We start from the raw sequence: 19245 nt of genomic DNA on the forward strand, positions 1-19245 counted from the left end.
CGCATGTCCCGAGGTCCGGCGCCTCGGCGGGAGCGTCAGGCCAGGCCCGCTTCCTTCATCTGCCGCAGCTCCTTCTTCATCTCGGAGACCTCGTCGCGCAGCCGGGCCGCGATCTCGAACTGGAGGTCGGCGGCCGCGGCACGCATCCGCTCCGTCAGCTCCTCGATCTGCTCGGCGAGTTCCGCCACGGGCCGGTCCGTGGGCACCGTCTCCTTGGCCTTGCCCTTGGCCGCCTTGGCGGCCTTTCCGAGCGCGGGAACCGGGGCCTTGGCGCCCTTGCCGTCCTTCGACTTGCGGTATCCGGAGCCGAGCAGCTGCTCCGTGTCGACGTCCTCCCGGGCGATCTGCGCCACGATGTCGTTGATCTTCTTGCGGAGGGGCTGCGGGTCGATGCCCCTCTCCTTGTTGTAGGCGATCTGCTTCTCCCGGCGACGATTGGTCTCGTCGATGGCCTTCTCCATCGCCGGGGTGATCTTGTCGGCGTACATGTGGACCTGCCCGGACACATTGCGCGCCGCGCGGCCGATCGTCTGGATCAGTGAGGTGCCGGAGCGCAGGAAGCCCTCCTTGTCGGCGTCGAGGATCGCCACGAGGGAGACCTCGGGCAGGTCGAGCCCCTCACGGAGCAGGTTGATGCCGACGAGGACGTCGTACTCTCCGGCGCGCAGCTCGCGCAGCAACTCGACACGGCGCAGGGTGTCGACGTCGCTGTGCAGATAGCGCACCTGGATGCCGAGCTCCAGGAAGTAGTCGGTGAGGTCCTCGGCCATCTTCTTGGTGAGCGTGGTGACCAGGACGCGCTCGTCCTTCTCGACGCGCGTGCGGATCTCGTGCACCAGGTCGTCGATCTGCCCTTCGGTGGGCTTGACCACGACCTCCGGGTCGACGAGGCCGGTGGGCCGGATGATCTGCTCGACCTGGCCGTCCGAACGGGAGAGCTCGTACTGCCCCGGGGTCGCCGAGAGGTACACCGTCTGCCCGATGCGCTCCTGGAACTCCTCCCACTTCAGGGGGCGGTTGTCCAGGGCTGACGGAAGCCGGAAACCGTGGTCCACGAGCGTGCGCTTGCGGGAGGCGTCGCCCTCGTACATGGCACCGATCTGGGGCACGGTCACATGCGACTCGTCGATGACGAGCAGGAAGTCGTCCGGGAAGTAGTCCAGCAGCGTGTTGGGCGGGGAGCCGGGCTCACGGCCGTCGAAGTGCATCGAGTAGTTCTCCACGCCGGAGCAGGAGCCGATCTGGCGGAGCATCTCGATGTCGTACGTGGTGCGCATGCGCAGGCGCTGGGCCTCCAGGAGCTTGCCCTGCTTCTCCAGCTCGGCGAGGCGCTCCTCCAGCTCCTTCTCGATGTCGTTGACCGCGCGCTCCATGCGCTCGGGGCCCGCCACGTAGTGCGAGGCGGGGAACACGTAGAGCTGGTCGTCGTCGCTGATGACCTCGCCGGTGAGCGGGTGCAGCGTGGACAGGGCCTCGATCTCGTCGCCGAACATCTCGATGCGGACCGCGAGCTCCTCGTACACGGGGAAGATCTCGATGGTGTCGCCGCGGACCCGGAAGGTGCCCCGGGCGAACGCCACGTCATTGCGCGTGTACTGGATGTCGACGAAGCGGCGCAGCAGGTCGTCCCGGTCGATCTCGTCGCCGACCTTGAGCGCGACCATGCGGTCCACGTACTCCTGCGGTGTACCGAGGCCGTAGATGCAGGAGACCGAGGCGACCACGACGACGTCACGGCGGGTCAGCAGCGAGTTGGTCGCGGAGTGGCGCAGGCGCTCCACCTCCTCGTTGATCGAGGAGTCCTTCTCGATGTAGGTGTCCGACTGCGGGACGTACGCCTCGGGCTGGTAGTAGTCGTAGTACGAGACGAAGTACTCGACCGCGTTGTTCGGGAGGAGTTCGCGGAACTCGTTCGCCAGCTGGGCGGCCAGGGTCTTGTTCGGAGCCATCACCAGGGTGGGGCGCTGGAGCTTCTCGATCATCCAGGCCGTGGTGGCGGACTTGCCCGTGCCGGTCGCGCCCAGGAGGACGACGTCCTTCTCGCCTGCGCGGATGCGCTTCTCCAGGTCGGCGATGGCGGTGGGCTGGTCGCCATTCGGCTGGTAGGGGCTGACGACCTCGAAGGGCGCCACCGAACGTTCGATCTTGGATACGGGCCGCATGGAATCCACCGTACGACCCCGCACTGACAACGGGGTCCGATCACCGGTTCTGCGGAGTGCGCGACCTCCGCTGCGCGCGGACCCGCCCGGGACGGACCGGGGGCCGGCCGCCGGTGCGCCGTACCGCGGTGTGGGCCGGGACACCCGGCCGGTTCTCCGTGGGAGTCCAGTCGGGCTTGCCCATGACCATCAGCGGATCGAACATCACGACGACGCCCGCGAGGCACAGGAAGGCCAGCGGGCCGATCATCATGGGCGCGAGCAGGGCCGCGGCCGAGTCCCCGCCGGGACTGCTGGACGTGCCGTGCAGATGGACGCTGAGGGCCGCCATGCCCGTGTAGTGCATGCCGGTCACCGCCAGTCCCATCACGAGGCTCGCGCCCACGCTCCAGAGAAATCCCCGGACCTGTCCCGCCGCCCACAGGGCGGCTGTGGCGGCGACCACGGCTATGACGACGGAGGCGGAGACGGTGAGAGTGTTGTATTCGAGTTTCCCGTTCAGCCGCATTCCCGCCATGCCGAGATAGTGCATCGAGGCCACGCCGAGGCCGGTGATCGTGCCTCCTGTGAAGAGCGCCGCCCCACTGGCACCGCGGTAGCCGACGATGAAGATCCCGATGCCCACCATCACGATGGCAACGCCCAGACTCGCGAACGTCGTCGGTCTGTCGTAGTGGACCGGCGTCTGCTCGACGCTGAATCCCATCATCGCGATGAAGTGCATGGTCCAGATGCCGGAGCCGATCGCGGCCGAGCCGAGGGCGAGCCAGCCGGCCCGCCAGGAGCGGGCGACCAGCATGGATCTGGTGGTGCAGCGCAGTCCGAGCGCTCCGCCCAGGCAAGCCATGAGGTAGGCCGCCAGCGGTGTGACGAGTCCGTAAGTGAAGCCGTCGACCGTGCCCTGCATGCGCGGATGCCCTCCCCGCCGTATTGCTCCTGAAAAGCCCTGAAATTCCCCCACCCGGAGGACCGCACGAGCGGACTGGGCCGAGGCGAAGAGTATGACTCCCACCGGAATGGTCGAACGATTTTCCGGCAAAGAATCACGGCCTCGCCGCACCTGTGCGGCGTCAGTGTGCGGACTTGGGCAACTCCATTCAATTTGTGGCCACCTCACACACCACCTTCATCGACTCTCTGCTGTCACTCTGGTGCTGTCCGTGATCACACGACGCTGAGGAGGACGCATGTACGCGCGCGTAACCGCCGCCACGACCGCCGCGTTTCTTGGAGGCGCCGCCGTGATACTGCCCAGCCCGCACGCGCGCGCCGGGGCCCAAGGGACCGGTCCGGTCGTCGTCTCCCACCGCGGCGCCTCCGCCTACGCTCCCGAGAACACCCTGGCCGCCATCGACAAGGCCGCCGACCTGGGGTTCGACTGGGTCGAGAACGACGTCCAGCGCACGAAGGACGGCGAACTCGTCGTCCTCCACGACGCGGGCCTCGCGCGCACGACCGATGTCGAGGAGCTCTACCCGGACAGAGCCCCCTGGAACGTCCGGGACTTCACCGCGGCCGAGATCGCCCGCCTGGACGCCGGGAGCTGGTTCGGCTCCCGGTACGCGGGCGCGCGCGTGCCGACGCTCGCGCGGTACATGGAGCGCGTCGCGCACAACCATCAGAAGCTCGTCCTGGAGATCAAGAACCCCCAGCTCTACCCGGGCATCGAACGGGAGACCCTCAAGCTCTTGAGCAACGAGGGCTGGCTCGACCGGGCGCACGTCACGGGCCGGCTGATCGTGCAGAGCTTCAGCGCCGACAGTGTGCGAACGGTGCACGACCTGCGCCCGGACGTCCGCACGGCCTTCCTGGGCACGCCGTCGGTGGCGCAGTTGCCGCAGTACGCGCGATTCGCCGACCAGATCAACTCGGATCACACCACGCTCTCCACCGGCTACGTCTCGGCGGTCCACGCGTTCCACGGACCGCACGGCACGCCGATGAAGGTCTTCGCGTGGACCGTGAACGACGAGGACGGCGCCCGGCGGGTGGCGGGCTTCGGTGTCGACGGGATCATCACCAACGCTCCCGACGTGGTCCAGAAAGCGGTGGACGACTAGGCGGCTTCCCCGTCCAGGTCGGCGCGGCGGCCTCCTCACCCGGGGCCCGGCGCGGCCGCTCCCGCCGCCCCGGACTCCACGGCTCCCCCGCCCGTGGCGCGACGGGCGTTGTCAGTGGCGCGCCGTACGGTGGGGCACATGGACAGCCACGGGCAGTACGGGCAACAGGTCGTGTGGACCGTCGTCGGCACGGACATCGGTCCGCTGCTGCTCGTGGCGACACGCGACGGCCTGGTGAACGTCGTGTTCCACGCCACGGACACGGTGCGCGACAAGGCACTCGACCGGCTCGTGTCCCGGCTGGGCACCGCCCCCGTCGAGGCACCCGGGTCCCCCCTGCTCGCGGAGGCGATACACCAGGTCTCGGCGTACTTCGCGGGCGAGCGGCACGACTTCGAGCTGCCGCTCGACTGGTCCCTGATCTCCGGTTTCAACCGTCAGGTGCTGCGCGAGCTCGCGTCGGGCGTGGCGTACGGCTCTGTCGTCGGCTACGGCGACCTGGCCGGACGGGTCGGCCAGCCGGGCGCGGCGCAGGCCGTGGGCGTGGCCATGGGCTCCAATCCGCTGCCGGTCGTGGTGCCCTGCCACCGGGTGGTCGAGAGCGACGGCGGCATCGGCGGGTTCGGCGGCGGCCTGGAGACGAAGCGGAAACTGCTGGCGCTGGAAGGCGTGCTGCCGGAGCCGCTGTTCTGACACCGGGCACCGCCGCTGCCGGGGGACCTCCGGCGGATGTTCGTACAGGGGTGCGAGCTGGGACACTGCGCCGGTGACCAGATCCCGCACCGCGTCCTGTTCCGTCGCGCCCCGGTGTTCCGCGTGACGTCCGTCGAGCGGCAGGCGGGCGTCCCCGTCGACGCCGAGGCGATACCCGTGCTGCGCCGCCGCATCACCGCCGTGCTGATCGCCGGTCAGATCCTCGGCGGGCTCGGCGTCGCCACGGGCATCGCGCTCGCCACCGTACTGGCCCAACAGGTCAGCGGCACCGAGTCGCTGTCCGGACTGGCGCCGACCGCGACCGTGACCGGTACGGCGGTGCTCTCGGTGCCGCTGGCGGCGCTGATGACGGCGCGAGGACGCCGGCCGGGCCTTGTGCTGGGGTATCTCATCGGTGCGGCGGGAGCGGCCGTCGTCGTGGTCGCGGCGAGCGTCGGAAGCTTCCCGCTGCTGCTGCTCGGCATGGCGGGTTTCGGCGCGGCCTCCTCGGCGAATCTGCAGGCGCGGTTCGCCGCCGCCGACCTGGCCGAGCCCTCGATGCGGGCCCGCGCCATCTCGAACGTGGTGTGGGCGGCGACGATCGGGGCGGTGCTGGGCCCCAACATCGCCGCGCCCGCCGGACGCAGCGTCTCGGGACTCGGGATCCCCGGGGCGGCGGGACCGTTCCTGTGGGCGTCCGGGGTGTTCCTCGTGTCGGCGCTGCTGGTGGCCGTACTGCTGCGGCCCGATCCGCTGCTGACCGCCAGGGCGCTCGCACCGGCCGAGGAACGGTCGGCCGAGGCGCGCTCGCTGCGGGCCGGGTTCGCGGCCGTCGCGGCCTCGCGGCGGGCCAGGCTGGCACTCGTGACCGTGGCGGTCGCGCACACGGCCATGGTCTCGGTCATGTCGATGACCCCCGTGGCCCTCGGGCACCACGGGGCGGGCATCGATCTGATCGGGCTGGTGATCAGCGGACACATCGCGGGCATGTACGCGTTCTCGCCGCTGATGGGACGGCTCTCGGACCGGCTCGGCCGGCTGTCCGGGATAGCGCTCGCGGTGGCCCTGCTGGCGGCGGCGACGCTGCTCGCGGGGACGGCGGGTGCCCATCACGGGCAGACCGCGGTGGGGCTGTTCCTGCTCGGTCTCGGCTGGTCCTCCGCGCTCGTGTCGGGCTCCGCGCTCCTCACGGACTCCGTTCCGCAGGCGGCACGGGCCGCGGCCCAAGGGCTGTCCGACCTGACCATGAACACGGCGGCCGGTCTGGGTGGAGCGACCGCCGGAGTCGTCGCCGCGCAGGCGGGCTACGGCTGGCTGAACCTCGCCGCCGCCTGTCTGCTGGTGCCGTTGGGCGGCCTGGCGTTGTTCACCCGGAACCGCCGCGGTCGATGAGCCGGACCGGCGGATGCTGCCGAACCCCCTCAGAGGCCTTCAGACGCGCAAGGCCTCTGGACTTCACCGCTTCAGAACTTCAGGGGTTCAGGACATAGGGGGCTTCAAGAGCTGCGAGGGCTTCGAAAGGCCTTCGAGGTCTTCAGAGGCTGATGTGGTACGCCTTGCGCAGCGTCTCGTGCACGGTCCATGTCGTGCGGTCGCCCTCGCGCAGGATCGCCGCGTCGCCCGGGCCCACCTCGATGACGTCGCCGCCCTCGACCTCGACCGTGGCGCGGCCGCTGACCACGACGAAGAGTTCGTTCGCCTCGGTGTCGGTCACCACGCCGGGCGTGATCTGCCAGATGCCGCGCAGCTGCTTGCCGTCGGGGGACTCCCACAGCACCTTGCCCGTCACGACCGGCTCGCCGGAGACGATCTGGGCCGGGTCCAGCGGCTCCGGTTCGAGCTCGGCGTCGGGGATGTGCACGGCGAAGGACGGGGTGGCCCCGGTGTTCGTGGTCATGAGCGGTCACCCTAAGGGCAGGGCCGTCCGGAGCGGCGACGAGGGTGCCCCGCCCCTCGATCGACCGGCCGGATTCGCCGAGGGGCCGCCGGGGGCTACTCGTAGTGCCGGGCCTCGAAGACGTTTCCGTCCGGGTCGCGGAAGTAGAAGCTGCGCTTGGCCGGCCCGCGGGCGCCGGAGGCGTCGTAGGAGAAGCCCGAGACGGAGACGGACCGTTCCTCCAGACGGGCGTGCAGGGCGTCGAACTCGTCCTCCGGGAAGGACAGGCAGACGTGGTTCACCGGGTGACCGGCGCTCTCCGTGCCGCCCGGGACCATGTTCATGTACTCCGCCAGGGGCAGCGGCGCGAGGTCGAGGATGGTCTCCTCGTTGACGCGTACGGAGGGGAAGGACGCCTTTCCCGCGGCGTATTCGGCGACCATCAGGGGCTCCAGGCCGACGGCGTCCTCGTAGAACGCGGCCGCGGCGGCCGGGTCACGCACCCAGAGGACGACATGGTCGAGACGTGTCGAGTTGTCCGTCATGCCCCCAGGCTGGTGGCGTACGGCGCGGCTCGCAAGAGTTTGACCGGGGGCGCCGCCCGCCAGAGATCCAGATACGGGGGAACCTCGACCGACAGGAGGCAGACGCGTGATCGTGGTGTCCGAAGAGGTGCGAGAGGCGCTCGACGCGCGCCGGCCGGTGGTGGCTCTGGAGTCGACGATCATCGCGCACGGGCTGCCCCGCCCGCGCAATCTGCAGGTCGCGCTGGAGCTGGAGGACGTCGTACGGCAGGAGGGCGGGGTACCCGCGACGATCGCGGTGCTCGACGGGCGGCCCCACGTGGGACTGGACAAGGACCAGGTGGAGCGGGTCGCCAACGAGGACGGGATCCGCAAACTGGGCCACCGCGACCTGCCCCTCGCCATGGCGGCGGGCGCGAGCGGGGCGACGACGGTGTCCGCGACGGCGCTGCTGGCCGCGCGGGCCGGTCTGCGGGTGTTCGCCACGGGCGGGCTGGGCGGGGTGCACCGGGAGTGGACGGTGACGCAGGACGAGTCCGCCGACCTGGGCCTGCTGGCGCGGACCAGGATCACGGTGGTGTGCGCGGGCGTGAAGTCGATCCTGGACGTGCCGGCGACCCTGCAACGCCTGGAGACGCTCGGTGTGGCGGTGGCCGGGTACGGCACGGACCGGTTCCCCGGCTTCTATCTGTCGGACTCCGGTCATCCCGTCGACTGGACGCTGGACTCCCCGGAGCAGGTCGCCGAGGTCATGCGCGCGCAGGACGCGCTGGACGCCCCGGACTCGTCCCTCATCGTGGCGAACCCGGTCCCCGAGGAGGAGCAGCTCGATCCAGGGCTCCACGCGCGCGTGCTCGCCGACGCGCTGCGGGCGTGCGAGGCGGAGGGGGTGACGGGACAGGCCGTGACGCCGTTCCTGCTGGACTACTTGGTCCGGCACACCGACGGTGCCTCGCTGACCGCCAATCTGGCCGCGGTGCGCGGCAACGTACGCCTCGCGGCGCGGATCGCGGCGGCGTGGGCCCGGGTGTGAACGGGACGGGCCGCGGGGACTCCGGGCCGGGCGCCGGGAGCTCCGCGGGCGCGCTGCTGGTCGTCGGGGACGTGGTCACGGATGTCGTCGCCCGGCATCGGGGGCCGCTCACCACGGGTACGGACACGGCTGCCGCGATCCGGACCCTGCCGGGCGGGGCCGGCGCCAACGTCGCGTGCTGGGCGGCGCATCGCGGCTGCCCGGACGTACGGCTGCTCGGCCGGGTGGGCAAGGACGCGGCCGAGTGGCACCGACGCGAGCTCGCCGCCTGCGGGGTACGTCCGCTGCTGGTCGTGGATCCGCGGGCACCGACCGGGACGGTGATCTGTCTGGTCGACGGGGGCGCAGCGGCCGAGCGGACGTTCCTCACGGACAGCGGGGCGTCCCTGCGGCTCGAACCGGCCGACTGGTCGTCCGCGCTCCTCGACGGTGTGGCGCGCCTGCACCTGTCGGGATACCTGCTCTTCTCCGAGCCGGGCAGGGCGTTGTTGCCGGTGGCGGTGGAGTCGGCACGCGCGCGTGGCGTGCCGGTGAGTCTGGATCCGGCGTCGGCGGGTTTCCTCGTCGATCTGGGCGTTGACCGCTTCCTCGGACTCGTCGAGGGCATCGACGTCCTGCTGCCCAGCCGTGCCGAGGCGCACCTGCTGACCGGGCTGCCCGATCCGGCCGACGCAGCGGCCAAGCTGAGCCACCACGTGCCCCTGGTCGTCGCGAAGCAGGGAGCCGAAGGAGCGCTGGTGGCCCGTTCGGGGCGCATCCTGGCCCGCGTCCCGGCGGCGCCCGCGACCCCTCGCGACACCACGGGTGCCGGGGACGCCTTCACCGGGGCGTTCCTGGCCGCCCTGCTCGCGGGCGTGGGACCCGAGGAGGCGGCGGTGGAGGGGTGCGCGGCGGGAGCGAGGGCGGTCGAGCGGGTCGGCGGCAGGCCTCCGGCGCGCACCTGACGACGGCCACGAGCAGCCGGTGACGGCACGGTGGTCGCGTCGGCTACTTCTTGCGCCCCCACGCCGAGATCATCGGTGCCGTCGCCAGGTCCATGCTTCCGGAGGCGACGTTGGTGAGGTGCTGGTCGATCTCCTCGTGGGTGGCGAGGCCCGCGCCGACCAGCCGGTCGCGGATCTGCTCGACCGTCGCCGTCTCCAGCGCGGCGCAGGCGGGTGAGGCGACGGGGAAGTACGCGTCGGCCTCGACGCCGCTCAGGCCGGCCTCGCGGAGCAGCCGCGGGAGCTTGCGGCCGTACGCGAGGTCGGCGCCGCGCTCCGCGAGCAGACTGCGGAACCCCTTGCGCAGCCGGTTCGCGAGCTGCTGTTCGGGGCCGTACTCGTCGGGGCAGAGCAGGGGCTGCAGGGCGGGGTCGGCGTCCTCGACGAGGAGCCGGCCTCCGGGCCGCAGGGCCCGGATCATGGAGCGCAACGCTCGCTCCCGGTCAGGCACATGGACCAGGACGAGTCGGGCGTGCACGAGGTCGAAGCCCTCCCCCGGAGGTTCCTCCGCACCCACGTCGTGGACGCGGACCTCGACGGGCGAGCGCGCGACCGAGGCCACCCACGAGGTGTCGATGTCGGTGGCGAGGACCCGGCCGGTCGGGCCGACCTTCTTGGCGAGCCAGGACACCACGGACGTGCCGCCCGCGCCGACCTCCCAGCAGCGCCAGCCGGATCCGATGCCGAAGCTCTCGAAGTGCCGGAACGTCGTGGGGTCGAAGACGGTGGCGAAGGCGTCGAAGCGTTGCCCCGCCTCGTTCTGCCGGTTGTCGAGGAGGTATCCGTCGGTTCGCGTCATGGGGAGATCATCCCAGTTGACCGGCTTGCCGGGAATCGGCGACGCTCCCGTCGTCGGCACCGGCGGGACCGCTCCCACCCGCGAGACCCCCTCGCGGCGCCCACGGGCGGCTCCTCGCCCACTCGCCCGCATGCGTGAGCGCCCTGCGGGCACACGTCCCCCCGCGGGCCCGTGCGGGTATCGGTCGGGCGCGCCTCGCAGACACCCGCGAGACGCCGACCTCGGCGGGGCCGGCGCGGACCGGCGGCTCGGCCCCGTACCCACCCGCATCCAACGGAACGGAATATTCCGTTCCCACAGGCTTTTCCGGCATCCGATCAGGGCTGGCAGACTGGCGCGCCAAGGCGCAAAGTGCGGCGCGAGGAGATCCACGCAAGGAGATCCAGATGTCCATGGCAGGGAATCTGCGGAAGGTCACGGCCCTCGGCGCGGTCGGCGGCCTCCGCAAGGTGGCACGGCTGACACGGCGGCGTGCCCGTGTCGACCTGAGCCACCCCGCCCGGTCTCCCCTGGGCTCCGCGGTGGTGAACTGCGTCGCCTATCGGGACGGTGCCAGAGTCCCCGGCGGCCGCGACCTGGTCGACACCGTGGAGCGGATCCGCAAGGACGAGGACGGTTTCGTCTGGCTCGGGCTGCACGAGCCGACGGACCGCGAGTTCGCCGGCATCGCCGAACTCTTCGACCTGCACCCGCTGGCCGTCGAGGACGCGGTGGAAGCCCATCAGCGTCCGAAGCTGGAGCGGTACGGCGACACGCTGTTCGCGGTGTTCAAGACCGTCTGCTATGTCGAGCACAAGGAACTGACGGCGACCAGCGAAGTGGTCGACACCGGCGAGATCATGGTCTTCGTCGGACCGGACTTCGTCATCACGGTGCGGCACGGGCGGCACGGCTCCCTGGGGCCGTTGCGCGAGGAGTTGGAGGCCGACCGCCTGCAGTTGTCCAAGGGTCCGGCGGCCGTCCTGCACGCGATCGCCGACCACGTGGTGGACGAATATGTGAGTGTCACGGACTCGGTCCAGTCGGACATCGACCAGGTCGAGGCCGACGTGTTCGCTCCCAACGGAGCCCGTGCGGACGCCGGTCGCATCTACCAGCTCAAGCGCGAACTCCTGGAGCTGAAGCGTGCGGTGGTGCCGCTCGCCCGCCCCGTCCAGGAGCTCGCCACCCGGCCGATACGCGTGGTCGACCCGGAGATACAGACCTACTTCCGCGACGTCTCCGACCATCTGACGCGCGTCGCCGAACAGATCGCGGCTTTCGACGAACTGCTCAACTCGATCCTCCAGGCCCACCTCGCGCAGGTGACCGTGTCGCAGAACGAGGACATGCGGAAGATCACGGCATGGGCGGCGGTCATCGCGGTGCCGACCATGGTCTGCGGTGTCTACGGAATGAACTTCGACAACATGCCGGAACTGCACTGGAGGTTCGGCTACCCCCTGGTCATAGGCGTGATATCCGTCGCCTGTGTCGTCCTGTACCGGGGATTCAGGCGCAACGGCTGGCTCTGAGACGCCCCTCGCCCGGCACGGCCGGCCGGACGAGAGTGCGCCCTCGGGGACGACTGGACATCCGTGTCAGCCGGCCAGGCTCCTCGCGTAGACGCCCTCGACCCAGGCGGCGAGTTGTTCGTCCGTCAGATGCTGGGCCAGGTCCGCCTCGCTGATCATGCCGACCAGCCGCTTGTTCTCGATGACGGGAAGCCGGCGGATCTGGTGCCCCTTCATCTCCTGGAGCACTTCGTCGACATCTGCGCTCGAATCGATCCAGCGCGGTGTGCCCTGGGCCAGGTCTCCCGCGGTGATCTTCGCCGGGTCGTGACCCCTGGCCACGCATCCGACGACGATGTCGCGGTCGGTGAGAATGCCGCAGAGCCGTTCGTTCTCGTCGCTGATGGGCAGGGCGCCCACGTTGAGCTCGCGCATCAGCTGGGCGGCGCGGTCCAGGGTCTCGTGCGCGGGGATCCATTGGGCACCGCGGTGCATGATGTCTCCGGCGGTGGTCATGAAGTACCTCCCAGTGCCGGACGGCCGGCGCGGCGCGGGACGCACCGCTAGTCCCGGCGCCCTCAATTCTCGCCGTGTCGCCGGACGAACGCACCCGGAACTGCGGGATTTCCGGCGACTGCCGGAGCCCCGCCCGCGCGGTGGCCCCGGGATCAGGCGGAGAAGCCGACGACCTTCCGCGGGACGACGCGGATGATCACACGGACCTCGTCGTCCTTCTCCGCCGGGGGGTCGATCCCGAGGTACTTGTGGGAGAGCTCGTACGGGAGTCGCTTGGCGTCGTCGGGGAGGATCTCGGCGGTGCCGCGGATCTCGACCGAGGAGTAGGGGTTGACCAGATCGAAGACGGAGAGGCTGATGCGGGGGTCGCGTCGGAGATTGCGTACCTTCTGGCGTCCGGCGGTCGAGGAGAAGAGGACGGTGTCGCCGTCGCGCTTGATCCACACCACGGAGTTCTGAGGAGCGCCGCCGGGTCCCAGGGTGGCGACGCTGGCGAAGTTCTTGCCGTCGAGGAGGGCGCGGACCGAGTCGTCGAAGGATGCCGGGCTGTCGGCGGAGGTCGTCATGGACCACAGGCTAACTATATGCACGCGCATATAAAAGCCTTTTCGTGTCAGTGGCCGTGCGTGATCGCTCAGCCGTTCCAAGCCGGGCGGCGCGGATCGTCGGCGCGCACCATGAGGTCCGCCGTGGCGCCCGGGTCCACCTCGGCCTCGTAGCGCGCGAAGGCGGGGAGGGTCCACTGCTCCGCCTCGGGGGAACGGCGGCGCAGGGCGCCGGGAGAAAGGAGCACGTGAACGCTGAGGTCGAAGGGGAACCAGTGGCGAAGGAGGAAGGGGCCGTGCATCAACAGGATCCCGCCGGGCGGGAGTTGTACGTAGGGGCTGCGGGTGGCGCGGTCGCTGACCGGGTCCCAGAGGTCGGGCAGCACGCGCCCGTCGCCGTCCGAATCCAGGGGGCCGAAGACCTCGCGCCAGAGGGCGCCGGTGTCGAACCGGCCGTCGTAGTAGCTGTCGGCGTCCTGGTGACCGTATTCGAGGCGGAGCGACGCGGGGCGCAGGAAGCCTTCCGTGCCGACGACGAGCGAGGTCCGGCCGCGTATGCGCAGTGCCTCGGAGACGCGGTGCGCGAGTTCGCCGGGGCGGGCGGCGGGGGCTCCGTCGAAGGCGATGCGCGGCCACGGGCTGCCGTCGTCCGGCTTCAGGTCGAGCAGGCGACCGGCGAGAAGATCGCCGAGCCGTTCCCAGGTGATCGCTTCGAGTCGCACAGAGCCCATGATGCCCCGTGCGGGCGAGGTTCTCGTCGGCCGACGGGGACGGCGGCGGGGCTCCGGGAGCAGCCGATACGGCCCGGGGACCGAGTCGGCCCGGAAGGACGGCATCCCAGCGCATTCCGTACGGGGCGAAGGGGGGAATGAACCGCGTATGGCACCCATGGCAACTCCCGTGCAAGGGACCGGACTTCTCGTCGTCCAGCCGCTCAAGAAGCGGCACTGCGGTGACTGCCGGACCGGACCGCTGGCGCTGCTCGTGCTGGAGGAGGGGACTCCGCGGTGCCTGGACTGTGCCGATCTCGGGCATCTGGTCTTCCTGCCGCGCGGGGACACCGCGCTGACGCGCAGGTCGCGGGAGGGCAGTGCGCTGTGGGCGGTCGTGGTGCGGTTCAACCGGCGTCGTGGCCGCTACGAACGGCAGGGCCTGCTCGTGGAGGAGGAGGCCCTCGCCCGTGCCGAGGCGCGGTGTCTGGCCGACGCGGAGGCGAGGAGGCGGCGCCGGGTGCGGGACGCACGGCGGCGGGAGAGGGAGGACGTGCGGTTCACGGACGCGTTCGCACGGGAGATACGCCGCCTGTTCCCACGCTGCCCGGCCGACCGGGCACGGGCGATCGCGGGCCACGCCTCGGTGCGGGGAAGCGGACGGGTGGGGCGCAGTGCGGCGGGCCGTGCACTGTCGGAGGGGGCGGTGACCGCGGCGGTCCGGGCGTCCGTACGGCACGTGGACACGTCGTACGACCAGTTGCTGATGGACGGCGTGCCGCGCCACGAGGCACGCCACCGGATCGAGGCCGTGGTGGAGGCGCGGCTCGGCGCGTGGCGCGAAGGGGGCACGGTTCGCTCGTGAGCGGGCGTGGCCCCGGCGCACGACGCAAGGGCTCACGGCCCAGAGACCACGGCCGACGGGTCACGGCCCAGAGACCACGGTCCACAGACCACGGCCGACGGGTCACGGCCCAGAGTCCACGGGCCACAGACCACGGCCGACGGGTCACGGCCCACGGCCCGCAGCTCACGTGCCACGAGTCACGGGTCACAGCCCACGGGCCACGGGTCACGGGCCACGGGTCACGGTTCACGGGCCACGCCCCACGGGTCACGGGTCACGGGTCACGGGTCACGGGTCACGGGTCACGGGTCACGGGAGGGAACCCGATCCGTGGCGCACGGGCGCGGCGCGCGTTCTGGACGTTCACGCATGTGCCCGCGCTCCTCGGTGATGGTCACTGTGGACGCAGGGGGCTTCACTTGTGGTGACGGTCGGTGCAAGATCTTTGGTCTCGGGGACGGGGGGAGTGAACATGATCGATGGACCGTACTTCGTACTGACGGTGCTGGGAGTGCTCGGCTGCGGGGTGGTGGCAGGCGTCTTCTGCGGATTCTCGACATTCGTGATGAGGGGGCTCGCCGACCTGCCGCCCGCGCAGGGGGTGGCCGCGATGAACGCGATCAATGTCGCGGCGGTGCGACCGCCGTTCATGCTGGTGTTCGTCGGCTCTGCGGGGCTGTGTGCCGTGCTCGGAGTGGTCACGTTCGTGCTGCTGCCGGACGACGGGACGGTGGAGCTGCTGCTGGGCAGCGCGCTGTATCTGTTCGGGTCGTTCGGAGTGACGATCGTCGCGAACGTCCCGCGCAACGACGCGCTTCTCAAGCTGGACCCGGGGACGCAGGAGGCCGCCGCGTACTGGCGGACGTACGTGCGGGAGTGGACGTGGTGGAACCACGTCCGCACGGTCGCCTCGGCCGCCGCCGCCGTGTCGTACACGCTCGCCCTGACCTGAGCCCGGGCCCTGGCCCTCCTCCCCCGGACCTTCCGGCTCGGACCCGGGGACGCCGTCCGGACGACCTTGCGAGCGGCCCCCGGACGACCCGGTGAACGGCCCTCGGGGACGCCACCGGACGGCCCCGGGGGCGGCTCCTCACCTGAGCGGCGGGGCTCCTGAAGGGGACGTATCGTGGCGGGAAAGGAGTGCCGCGCGGAGGCCTTGGCGCGTTCACGTGCGCCGGCGCGCGGCGCCCTGCCGGTACGCGTACGCGAGGGAGACGGCCATGGCCGATCCCAAAGGGTTCATGACCACACCGCGCGAGGAGTACCCGCGTCGGCCCATCGAGGAGCGGGTGCGGGACTGGAACGAGGTGTACGTCCCCGGAGCCCTGCTGCCGATCATCAGCAAGCAGGCCGACCGTTGCATGGACTGCGGGGTCCCCTTCTGTCACGACGCCTGCCCCCTGGGCAATCTGATCCCCGAGTGGAACGACCTGGTCTCGCGCGAGGACTGGCGGGCGGCGAGCGACCGGCTGCACGCCACCAACAACTTCCCGGAGTTCACCGGGCGGTTGTGCCCGGCTCCGTGCGAGGCCGGCTGCGTTCTCGCGATCAACCAGCCGGCGGTGACCATCAAGAACGTCGAGGTCGCCATCGCGGACCGAGCCTGGCAGGACGGCTTCACTCCCCCGCGCCCGCCCGACCGGCTGTCCGGGCGGACCATCGCCGTGATCGGCTCGGGGCCCACCGGGCTGGCGGCGGCGCAGCAGTTGACGCGGGCGGGGCACACCGTCGCCGTGTACGAGCGGGCCGACCGGGTCGGCGGACTGCTGCGGTACGGGATCCCCGCGTTCAAGATGGAGAAGCGGCACCTCGACCGGCGGCTCGCCCAGATGCGTGCGGAGGGGACCCGCTTCCGTACGTCGACGGCGATCGGCAGGGACATCCGTGCCACGGACCTGAAGGCACGGTACGACGCGGTGATACTCGCCGTCGGCGCGACGGCCTGGCGTGAACTGGATGTCCCTGGAAGGGAGTTGAGCGGAATCCATCAGGCGATGGAGTACCTGCCGCTCGCCGACCGGGTGTGCGAGGGGGATCTGGAGGTCTCGCCGCTGTCCGCGGCCGGCCGGCACGTGGTGATCGTCGGTGGCGGTGACACGGGCGCGGACTGCCTCGGGACGGCGGTGCGGGAGGGCGCCGCGTCGGTGACCCAGCTCGACATCTACCCGCTGCCGCGGGCCGAGCGTGACGAGGACGTCGAGCCGTGGCCGACGTATCCGAAGATCTACCGGCTCTCGGCCGCGCACGAGGAGGCCGGGGCGCTGGAGACGGCACCCGCGGCGGACGCGGACGCACGGCTGTTCGCCGCGTCCACCCTGCGCTTCGCCGGGGACGCGGACGGGCACGTGCGGGAACTGCACCTCGTCGAGGTCGACGAGCGACGCCGCCCGATCGCCGAGTCGGGGCGCACGCTCCCCGCCGATCTGGTGCTGCTCGCCCTCGGGTTCTCCGGCCCGGACCGCCGGGACGGTCTGATCGACCAGCTCGGTCTCGCCCTCGACCCGCGCGGCACGATCGCGCGCGACGCGGACTTCCGGACCAACGTCCCCGGGGTGTACGCCGCCGGGGACGCGGCCCGTGGCCAGTCGCTCATCGTCTGGGCGATCGCCGAGGGCCGCGCGGTGGCCGCGGCGGTGGACCGTGCCCTGACCGGGACGTCCCGGCTGCCGGCACCGATAGGTCCGTACGACCGCCCCATGACGACGTCCTGACCCCGGGAGCCTGCCGCCCTGTCGCGCCTCCCGCTCAGAGCGCGGGCCGTCCCGTGCCGCGCGCTCGGCGACGCCAGTCTCCCGTCGCCCCGGGGCCGTACCCCGCTCGACGCGGCCCTCTCCCCCGTCGCCCCCCGTCGCCCAGTCGGCCCCGTCGCCCCACCGCGCGGGCCGTGCCGAGCGCGGCCCGACTTCCCTTCGCGCCGCGGCCGGGCCGTGCTCAGCGGCGCTCGTCGGTGCCCGCGACCTTCGCGGTGGACAGCGCCACTCGGTTCCAGGTGTTGATCGTGAGGATCAGGGCCAGGACATGGGCCAGTTCCTGGTCGTCGAAGTGGGCCGCGGCCTGCGCGTACACGTCGTCGGGCACGCCCGCGTCGGCGACGCGGGTGACGGCCTCCGTGAGCGCCAGGGCCGCCTGCTCCCGCGGCGTGAAGAAGTGACGGGCTTCGCGCCACACCGCGACCATGTGCAGCCGGTCCTCACTCTCGCCGGCCTTGCGTGCGTCGTTGGTGTGCATGTGGAGGCAGTAGGCGCAGTGGTTCAGGTGCGAGGCGCGGATCTGGATCAGTTCGACGAGCGCCGGGTCGAGCCCCTCACGGGCCGCCGCGTCGAAGCCGATGAGGGCCCGGAAGACCTTCGGGGCGGACTTCGCGAAGTCGAGGCGGGTGTTTTCGGCCACGACCGCTCCCAGGACGCCGGTGGCGCCGGTCCCTCCGGCCGCCACGGCCGTCTCCGCGGGCCCGGCGGTGTGGGCGGTGGCGGTGCCGGCGGTGGTCGTGTGCATCGTGTTCGTCGTCATGACCATGAATCTACGGACCCGAAAGACCGGCTGTAGGGTTCATTTTCGTGGTGGAATCATGGGTCAATTCGGCGGAGCGGATCGGCGCCGACCTGCACCTGGAGCTGACCGGCTCGGGCGGGCGGCGGGCCGCGCTGATCCGTGCGCTGCGTGAGGCGGTACGCAGCGGGAGGCTCGCCCCGGGCAGCCGGCTGCCGCCGTACCGTTCGCTCGCCGCCGACCTGGGCGTCGCGCGCAACACGGTCGCCGACGCGTACGCCGAGCTCGTCGCCGAGGGCTGGCTGACCGCCCGGCAGGGATCCGGCACGCGGGTCGCGGAGCGTGCCGCGCCGTCGGGCGCCGCCCCGGCACGCGTCCCCAAGAAGGCACCGGCACGCGCGCGTGGACCCCGCCACGATCTGCAACAGGGCACGCCGGACGCCTCGTCCTTCCCGCGCGCGGCATGGCTCGCGTCGTATCGGCGCGCCGTGCAGCAGGCGCCCAACGAGGCTTTCGGGCCCGGGGATCCCGCGGGTCGCGTAGAGCTGCGCGAGGCGCTCGCCGAGTACCTGGCACGCGCGCGTGGCGTCCGTACGGAGCCCGGGCGGATCGTGATCTGCTCCGGCTTCGCGCATGCCCTGCGTCTGCTCTTTCCCCAGGTCCTGCGGGGTCCGCTGGCCGTCGAGGCGTACGGTCTCGGCTTCCACCGGGATCTGCTGGCCGCCGCGTCGGTACGGACCGTGCCGCTGCCCCTGGACGAAGACGGGGCGCAGGTCAGCGAGTTGGGCCGCGAGCGGGCCGTACTGCTCACTCCCGCACACCAGTTCCCGACCGGTGGACCGCTGCATCCGACGCGCCGCACGGCGGTGATCGACTGGGCACGCGCGCGTGACGGGGTGATCCTGGAGGACGACTACGACGGGGAGTTCCGTTACGACCGCAAGCCGGTGGGCGCGGTCCAAGGGCTGGACCCGGAGCGGGTCGTCCACATCGGTTCGGTCAGCAAGAGCCTGTCGCCCGCGTTGCGGCTGGGCTGGATGGTCCTGCCCGAGCGGTACGTCGACCCGGTGCTCGCCGTGAAGGGTGAACGGGAGGCGTGGGCCGGCACGTTGGACCAGCTCACGCTCGCCGACTTCATCGTCTCCGGGGCGTACGACCGCCATGTGCGGCGGATGCGGCAGCGGTACCGGGCGCGGCGCGACCGGCTGGTCGCGGCGCTCGCCGAGCGGGCTCCGCACGTCGAGGTGACGGGGATCGCGGCCGGGCTGCACGCGGTGCTGCGGCTGCCGCCCGGGACGGAGCAGTCGACGGTGAAGGCGGCGGTGTGGCAGGGCATCGCGCTCGACGGACTCGACGAGTTCCGGCATCCCGGGACGGACATGTCCGCGCCGGACGGGCTGGTGGTGGGGTACGCGACGCCCGCGGAGCATGCCTACGCGGCGGCGCTCGACGCGTTGTGCGGGGTGCTGCCGCCGGGCTGACCAGCGGACCGCACCAGCACCCGGGCCGGCCGTG

At 71.5% G+C, this 19245-nt stretch carries 19 protein-coding genes; 10 read left to right on the forward strand and 9 right to left on the reverse strand.

The genetic code is table 11. The features are described 5' to 3' along the window. Positions 1-35: 35 nt before the first annotated feature. Complete coding sequence (uvrB, locus tag ABEB03_RS28380; protein WP_345655453.1) at positions 36-2162, reverse strand: excinuclease ABC subunit UvrB; 2127 nt, start codon at positions 2160-2162, stop codon at positions 36-38. A gap of 40 nt (positions 2163-2202) precedes the next feature. Further along, on the reverse strand, positions 2203-3069 hold the full coding sequence (locus tag ABEB03_RS28385; RefSeq protein ID WP_345655455.1) for an MHYT domain-containing protein: 867 nt from the start codon (positions 3067-3069) through the stop codon (positions 2203-2205). A gap of 280 nt (positions 3070-3349) precedes the next feature. On the opposite strand from ABEB03_RS28385, the gene ABEB03_RS28390 reads away from it, so the two are divergent. The 3 genes from ABEB03_RS28390 (at position 3350) to ABEB03_RS28400 (ending at position 6307) form a co-directional block, all read left to right on the forward strand. Continuing rightward, positions 3350-4222, forward strand: a complete 873-nt coding sequence (locus ABEB03_RS28390; RefSeq protein ID WP_345655458.1) for a glycerophosphodiester phosphodiesterase — start codon at positions 3350-3352, stop codon at positions 4220-4222. 138 nt (positions 4223-4360) lie between these two features. Next, on the forward strand, positions 4361-4915 hold the full coding sequence (locus tag ABEB03_RS28395; protein ID WP_345655461.1) for a methylated-DNA--[protein]-cysteine S-methyltransferase: 555 nt from the start codon (positions 4361-4363) through the stop codon (positions 4913-4915). 123 nt (positions 4916-5038) lie between these two features. Further along, complete coding sequence (locus ABEB03_RS28400) at positions 5039-6307, forward strand: MFS transporter (protein ID WP_345655547.1); 1269 nt, start codon at positions 5039-5041, stop codon at positions 6305-6307. Between the two features lie 142 nt (positions 6308-6449). Here ABEB03_RS28400 and ABEB03_RS28405 read toward each other — a convergent pair whose 3' ends face one another. Together ABEB03_RS28405 and ABEB03_RS28410 are read right to left on the reverse strand one after the other, a co-directional pair. Beyond that, complete coding sequence (locus ABEB03_RS28405; RefSeq protein WP_345655463.1) at positions 6450-6812, reverse strand: cupin domain-containing protein; 363 nt, start codon at positions 6810-6812, stop codon at positions 6450-6452. Between the two features lie 95 nt (positions 6813-6907). Further along, entirely contained in the window at positions 6908-7336 is a 429-nt protein-coding gene (locus tag ABEB03_RS28410) for a VOC family protein (RefSeq protein WP_095933579.1), read from the reverse strand. Positions 7337-7442: 106 nt separating this feature from the next. Here ABEB03_RS28410 and ABEB03_RS28415 point away from each other — a divergent pair, with 106 nt between their 5' ends. Together ABEB03_RS28415 and ABEB03_RS28420 are read left to right on the forward strand one after the other, a co-directional pair. After that, positions 7443-8348 (forward strand): pseudouridine-5'-phosphate glycosidase, encoded by a 906-nt coding sequence (locus ABEB03_RS28415; RefSeq protein WP_345655466.1) that lies wholly within the window; start codon positions 7443-7445, stop codon positions 8346-8348. Continuing rightward, entirely contained in the window at positions 8345-9292 is a 948-nt protein-coding gene (locus tag ABEB03_RS28420; RefSeq protein WP_345655468.1) for a carbohydrate kinase family protein, read from the forward strand. Before ABEB03_RS28415 ends, ABEB03_RS28420 begins: the two co-directional genes overlap by 4 nt. Before the next feature lie 43 nt (positions 9293-9335). Here ABEB03_RS28420 and ABEB03_RS28425 read toward each other — a convergent pair whose 3' ends face one another. After that, positions 9336-10130 (reverse strand): class I SAM-dependent methyltransferase, encoded by a 795-nt coding sequence (locus ABEB03_RS28425; protein WP_345655470.1) that lies wholly within the window; start codon positions 10128-10130, stop codon positions 9336-9338. A gap of 386 nt (positions 10131-10516) precedes the next feature. Here ABEB03_RS28425 and ABEB03_RS28430 point away from each other — a divergent pair, with 386 nt between their 5' ends. Beyond that, entirely contained in the window at positions 10517-11644 is a 1128-nt protein-coding gene (locus ABEB03_RS28430; protein ID WP_345655472.1) for a magnesium and cobalt transport protein CorA, read from the forward strand. A gap of 66 nt (positions 11645-11710) precedes the next feature. Here the strand turns inward: ABEB03_RS28430 and ABEB03_RS28435 are convergent, their stop codons facing one another. The 3 genes from ABEB03_RS28435 to ABEB03_RS28445 all read right to left on the reverse strand — a co-directional run bounded on the left by ABEB03_RS28435 (position 11711) and on the right by ABEB03_RS28445 (position 13415). Continuing rightward, on the reverse strand, positions 11711-12139 hold the full coding sequence (locus ABEB03_RS28435; protein ID WP_345655474.1) for a CBS domain-containing protein: 429 nt from the start codon (positions 12137-12139) through the stop codon (positions 11711-11713). Positions 12140-12291: 152 nt separating this feature from the next. After that, the gene (locus ABEB03_RS28440) at positions 12292-12705 is read right to left on the reverse strand and encodes a PPOX class F420-dependent oxidoreductase (RefSeq protein WP_345655476.1); all 414 of its coding nucleotides are present in this window, start codon (positions 12703-12705) and stop codon (positions 12292-12294) included. 68 nt (positions 12706-12773) lie between these two features. Then, positions 12774-13415: a nucleoside/nucleotide kinase family protein gene (locus ABEB03_RS28445; RefSeq protein ID WP_345655478.1), complete on the reverse strand. Its 642-nt coding sequence runs from the start codon at positions 13413-13415 to the stop codon at positions 12774-12776. A 148-nt stretch (positions 13416-13563) separates the two neighbouring features. Here ABEB03_RS28445 and ABEB03_RS28450 point away from each other — a divergent pair, with 148 nt between their 5' ends. The 3 genes from ABEB03_RS28450 to ABEB03_RS28460 all read left to right on the forward strand — a co-directional run bounded on the left by ABEB03_RS28450 (position 13564) and on the right by ABEB03_RS28460 (position 16952). Then, entirely contained in the window at positions 13564-14259 is a 696-nt protein-coding gene (locus ABEB03_RS28450) for a DUF2293 domain-containing protein (protein WP_345655480.1), read from the forward strand. A gap of 454 nt (positions 14260-14713) precedes the next feature. Then, positions 14714-15193, forward strand: a complete 480-nt coding sequence (locus tag ABEB03_RS28455) for an anthrone oxygenase family protein (protein WP_345655483.1) — start codon at positions 14714-14716, stop codon at positions 15191-15193. 268 nt (positions 15194-15461) lie between these two features. Beyond that, positions 15462-16952 (forward strand): glutamate synthase subunit beta, encoded by a 1491-nt coding sequence (locus tag ABEB03_RS28460; protein WP_345655485.1) that lies wholly within the window; start codon positions 15462-15464, stop codon positions 16950-16952. 220 nt (positions 16953-17172) lie between these two features. On the opposite strand, the gene ABEB03_RS28465 is transcribed toward ABEB03_RS28460, so the two are convergent. After that, entirely contained in the window at positions 17173-17751 is a 579-nt protein-coding gene (locus ABEB03_RS28465; RefSeq protein WP_425589316.1) for a carboxymuconolactone decarboxylase family protein, read from the reverse strand. A gap of 47 nt (positions 17752-17798) precedes the next feature. Here ABEB03_RS28465 and pdxR point away from each other — a divergent pair, with 47 nt between their 5' ends. Then, positions 17799-19211 (forward strand): MocR-like pyridoxine biosynthesis transcription factor PdxR, encoded by a 1413-nt coding sequence (gene pdxR / locus ABEB03_RS28470; RefSeq protein WP_345655489.1) that lies wholly within the window; start codon positions 17799-17801, stop codon positions 19209-19211. Positions 19212-19245: the final 34 nt, after the last annotated feature.

This window comes from Streptomyces siamensis, assembly GCF_039543605.1.
Lineage (GTDB): Bacteria > Actinomycetota > Actinomycetes > Streptomycetales > Streptomycetaceae > Streptomyces > Streptomyces siamensis.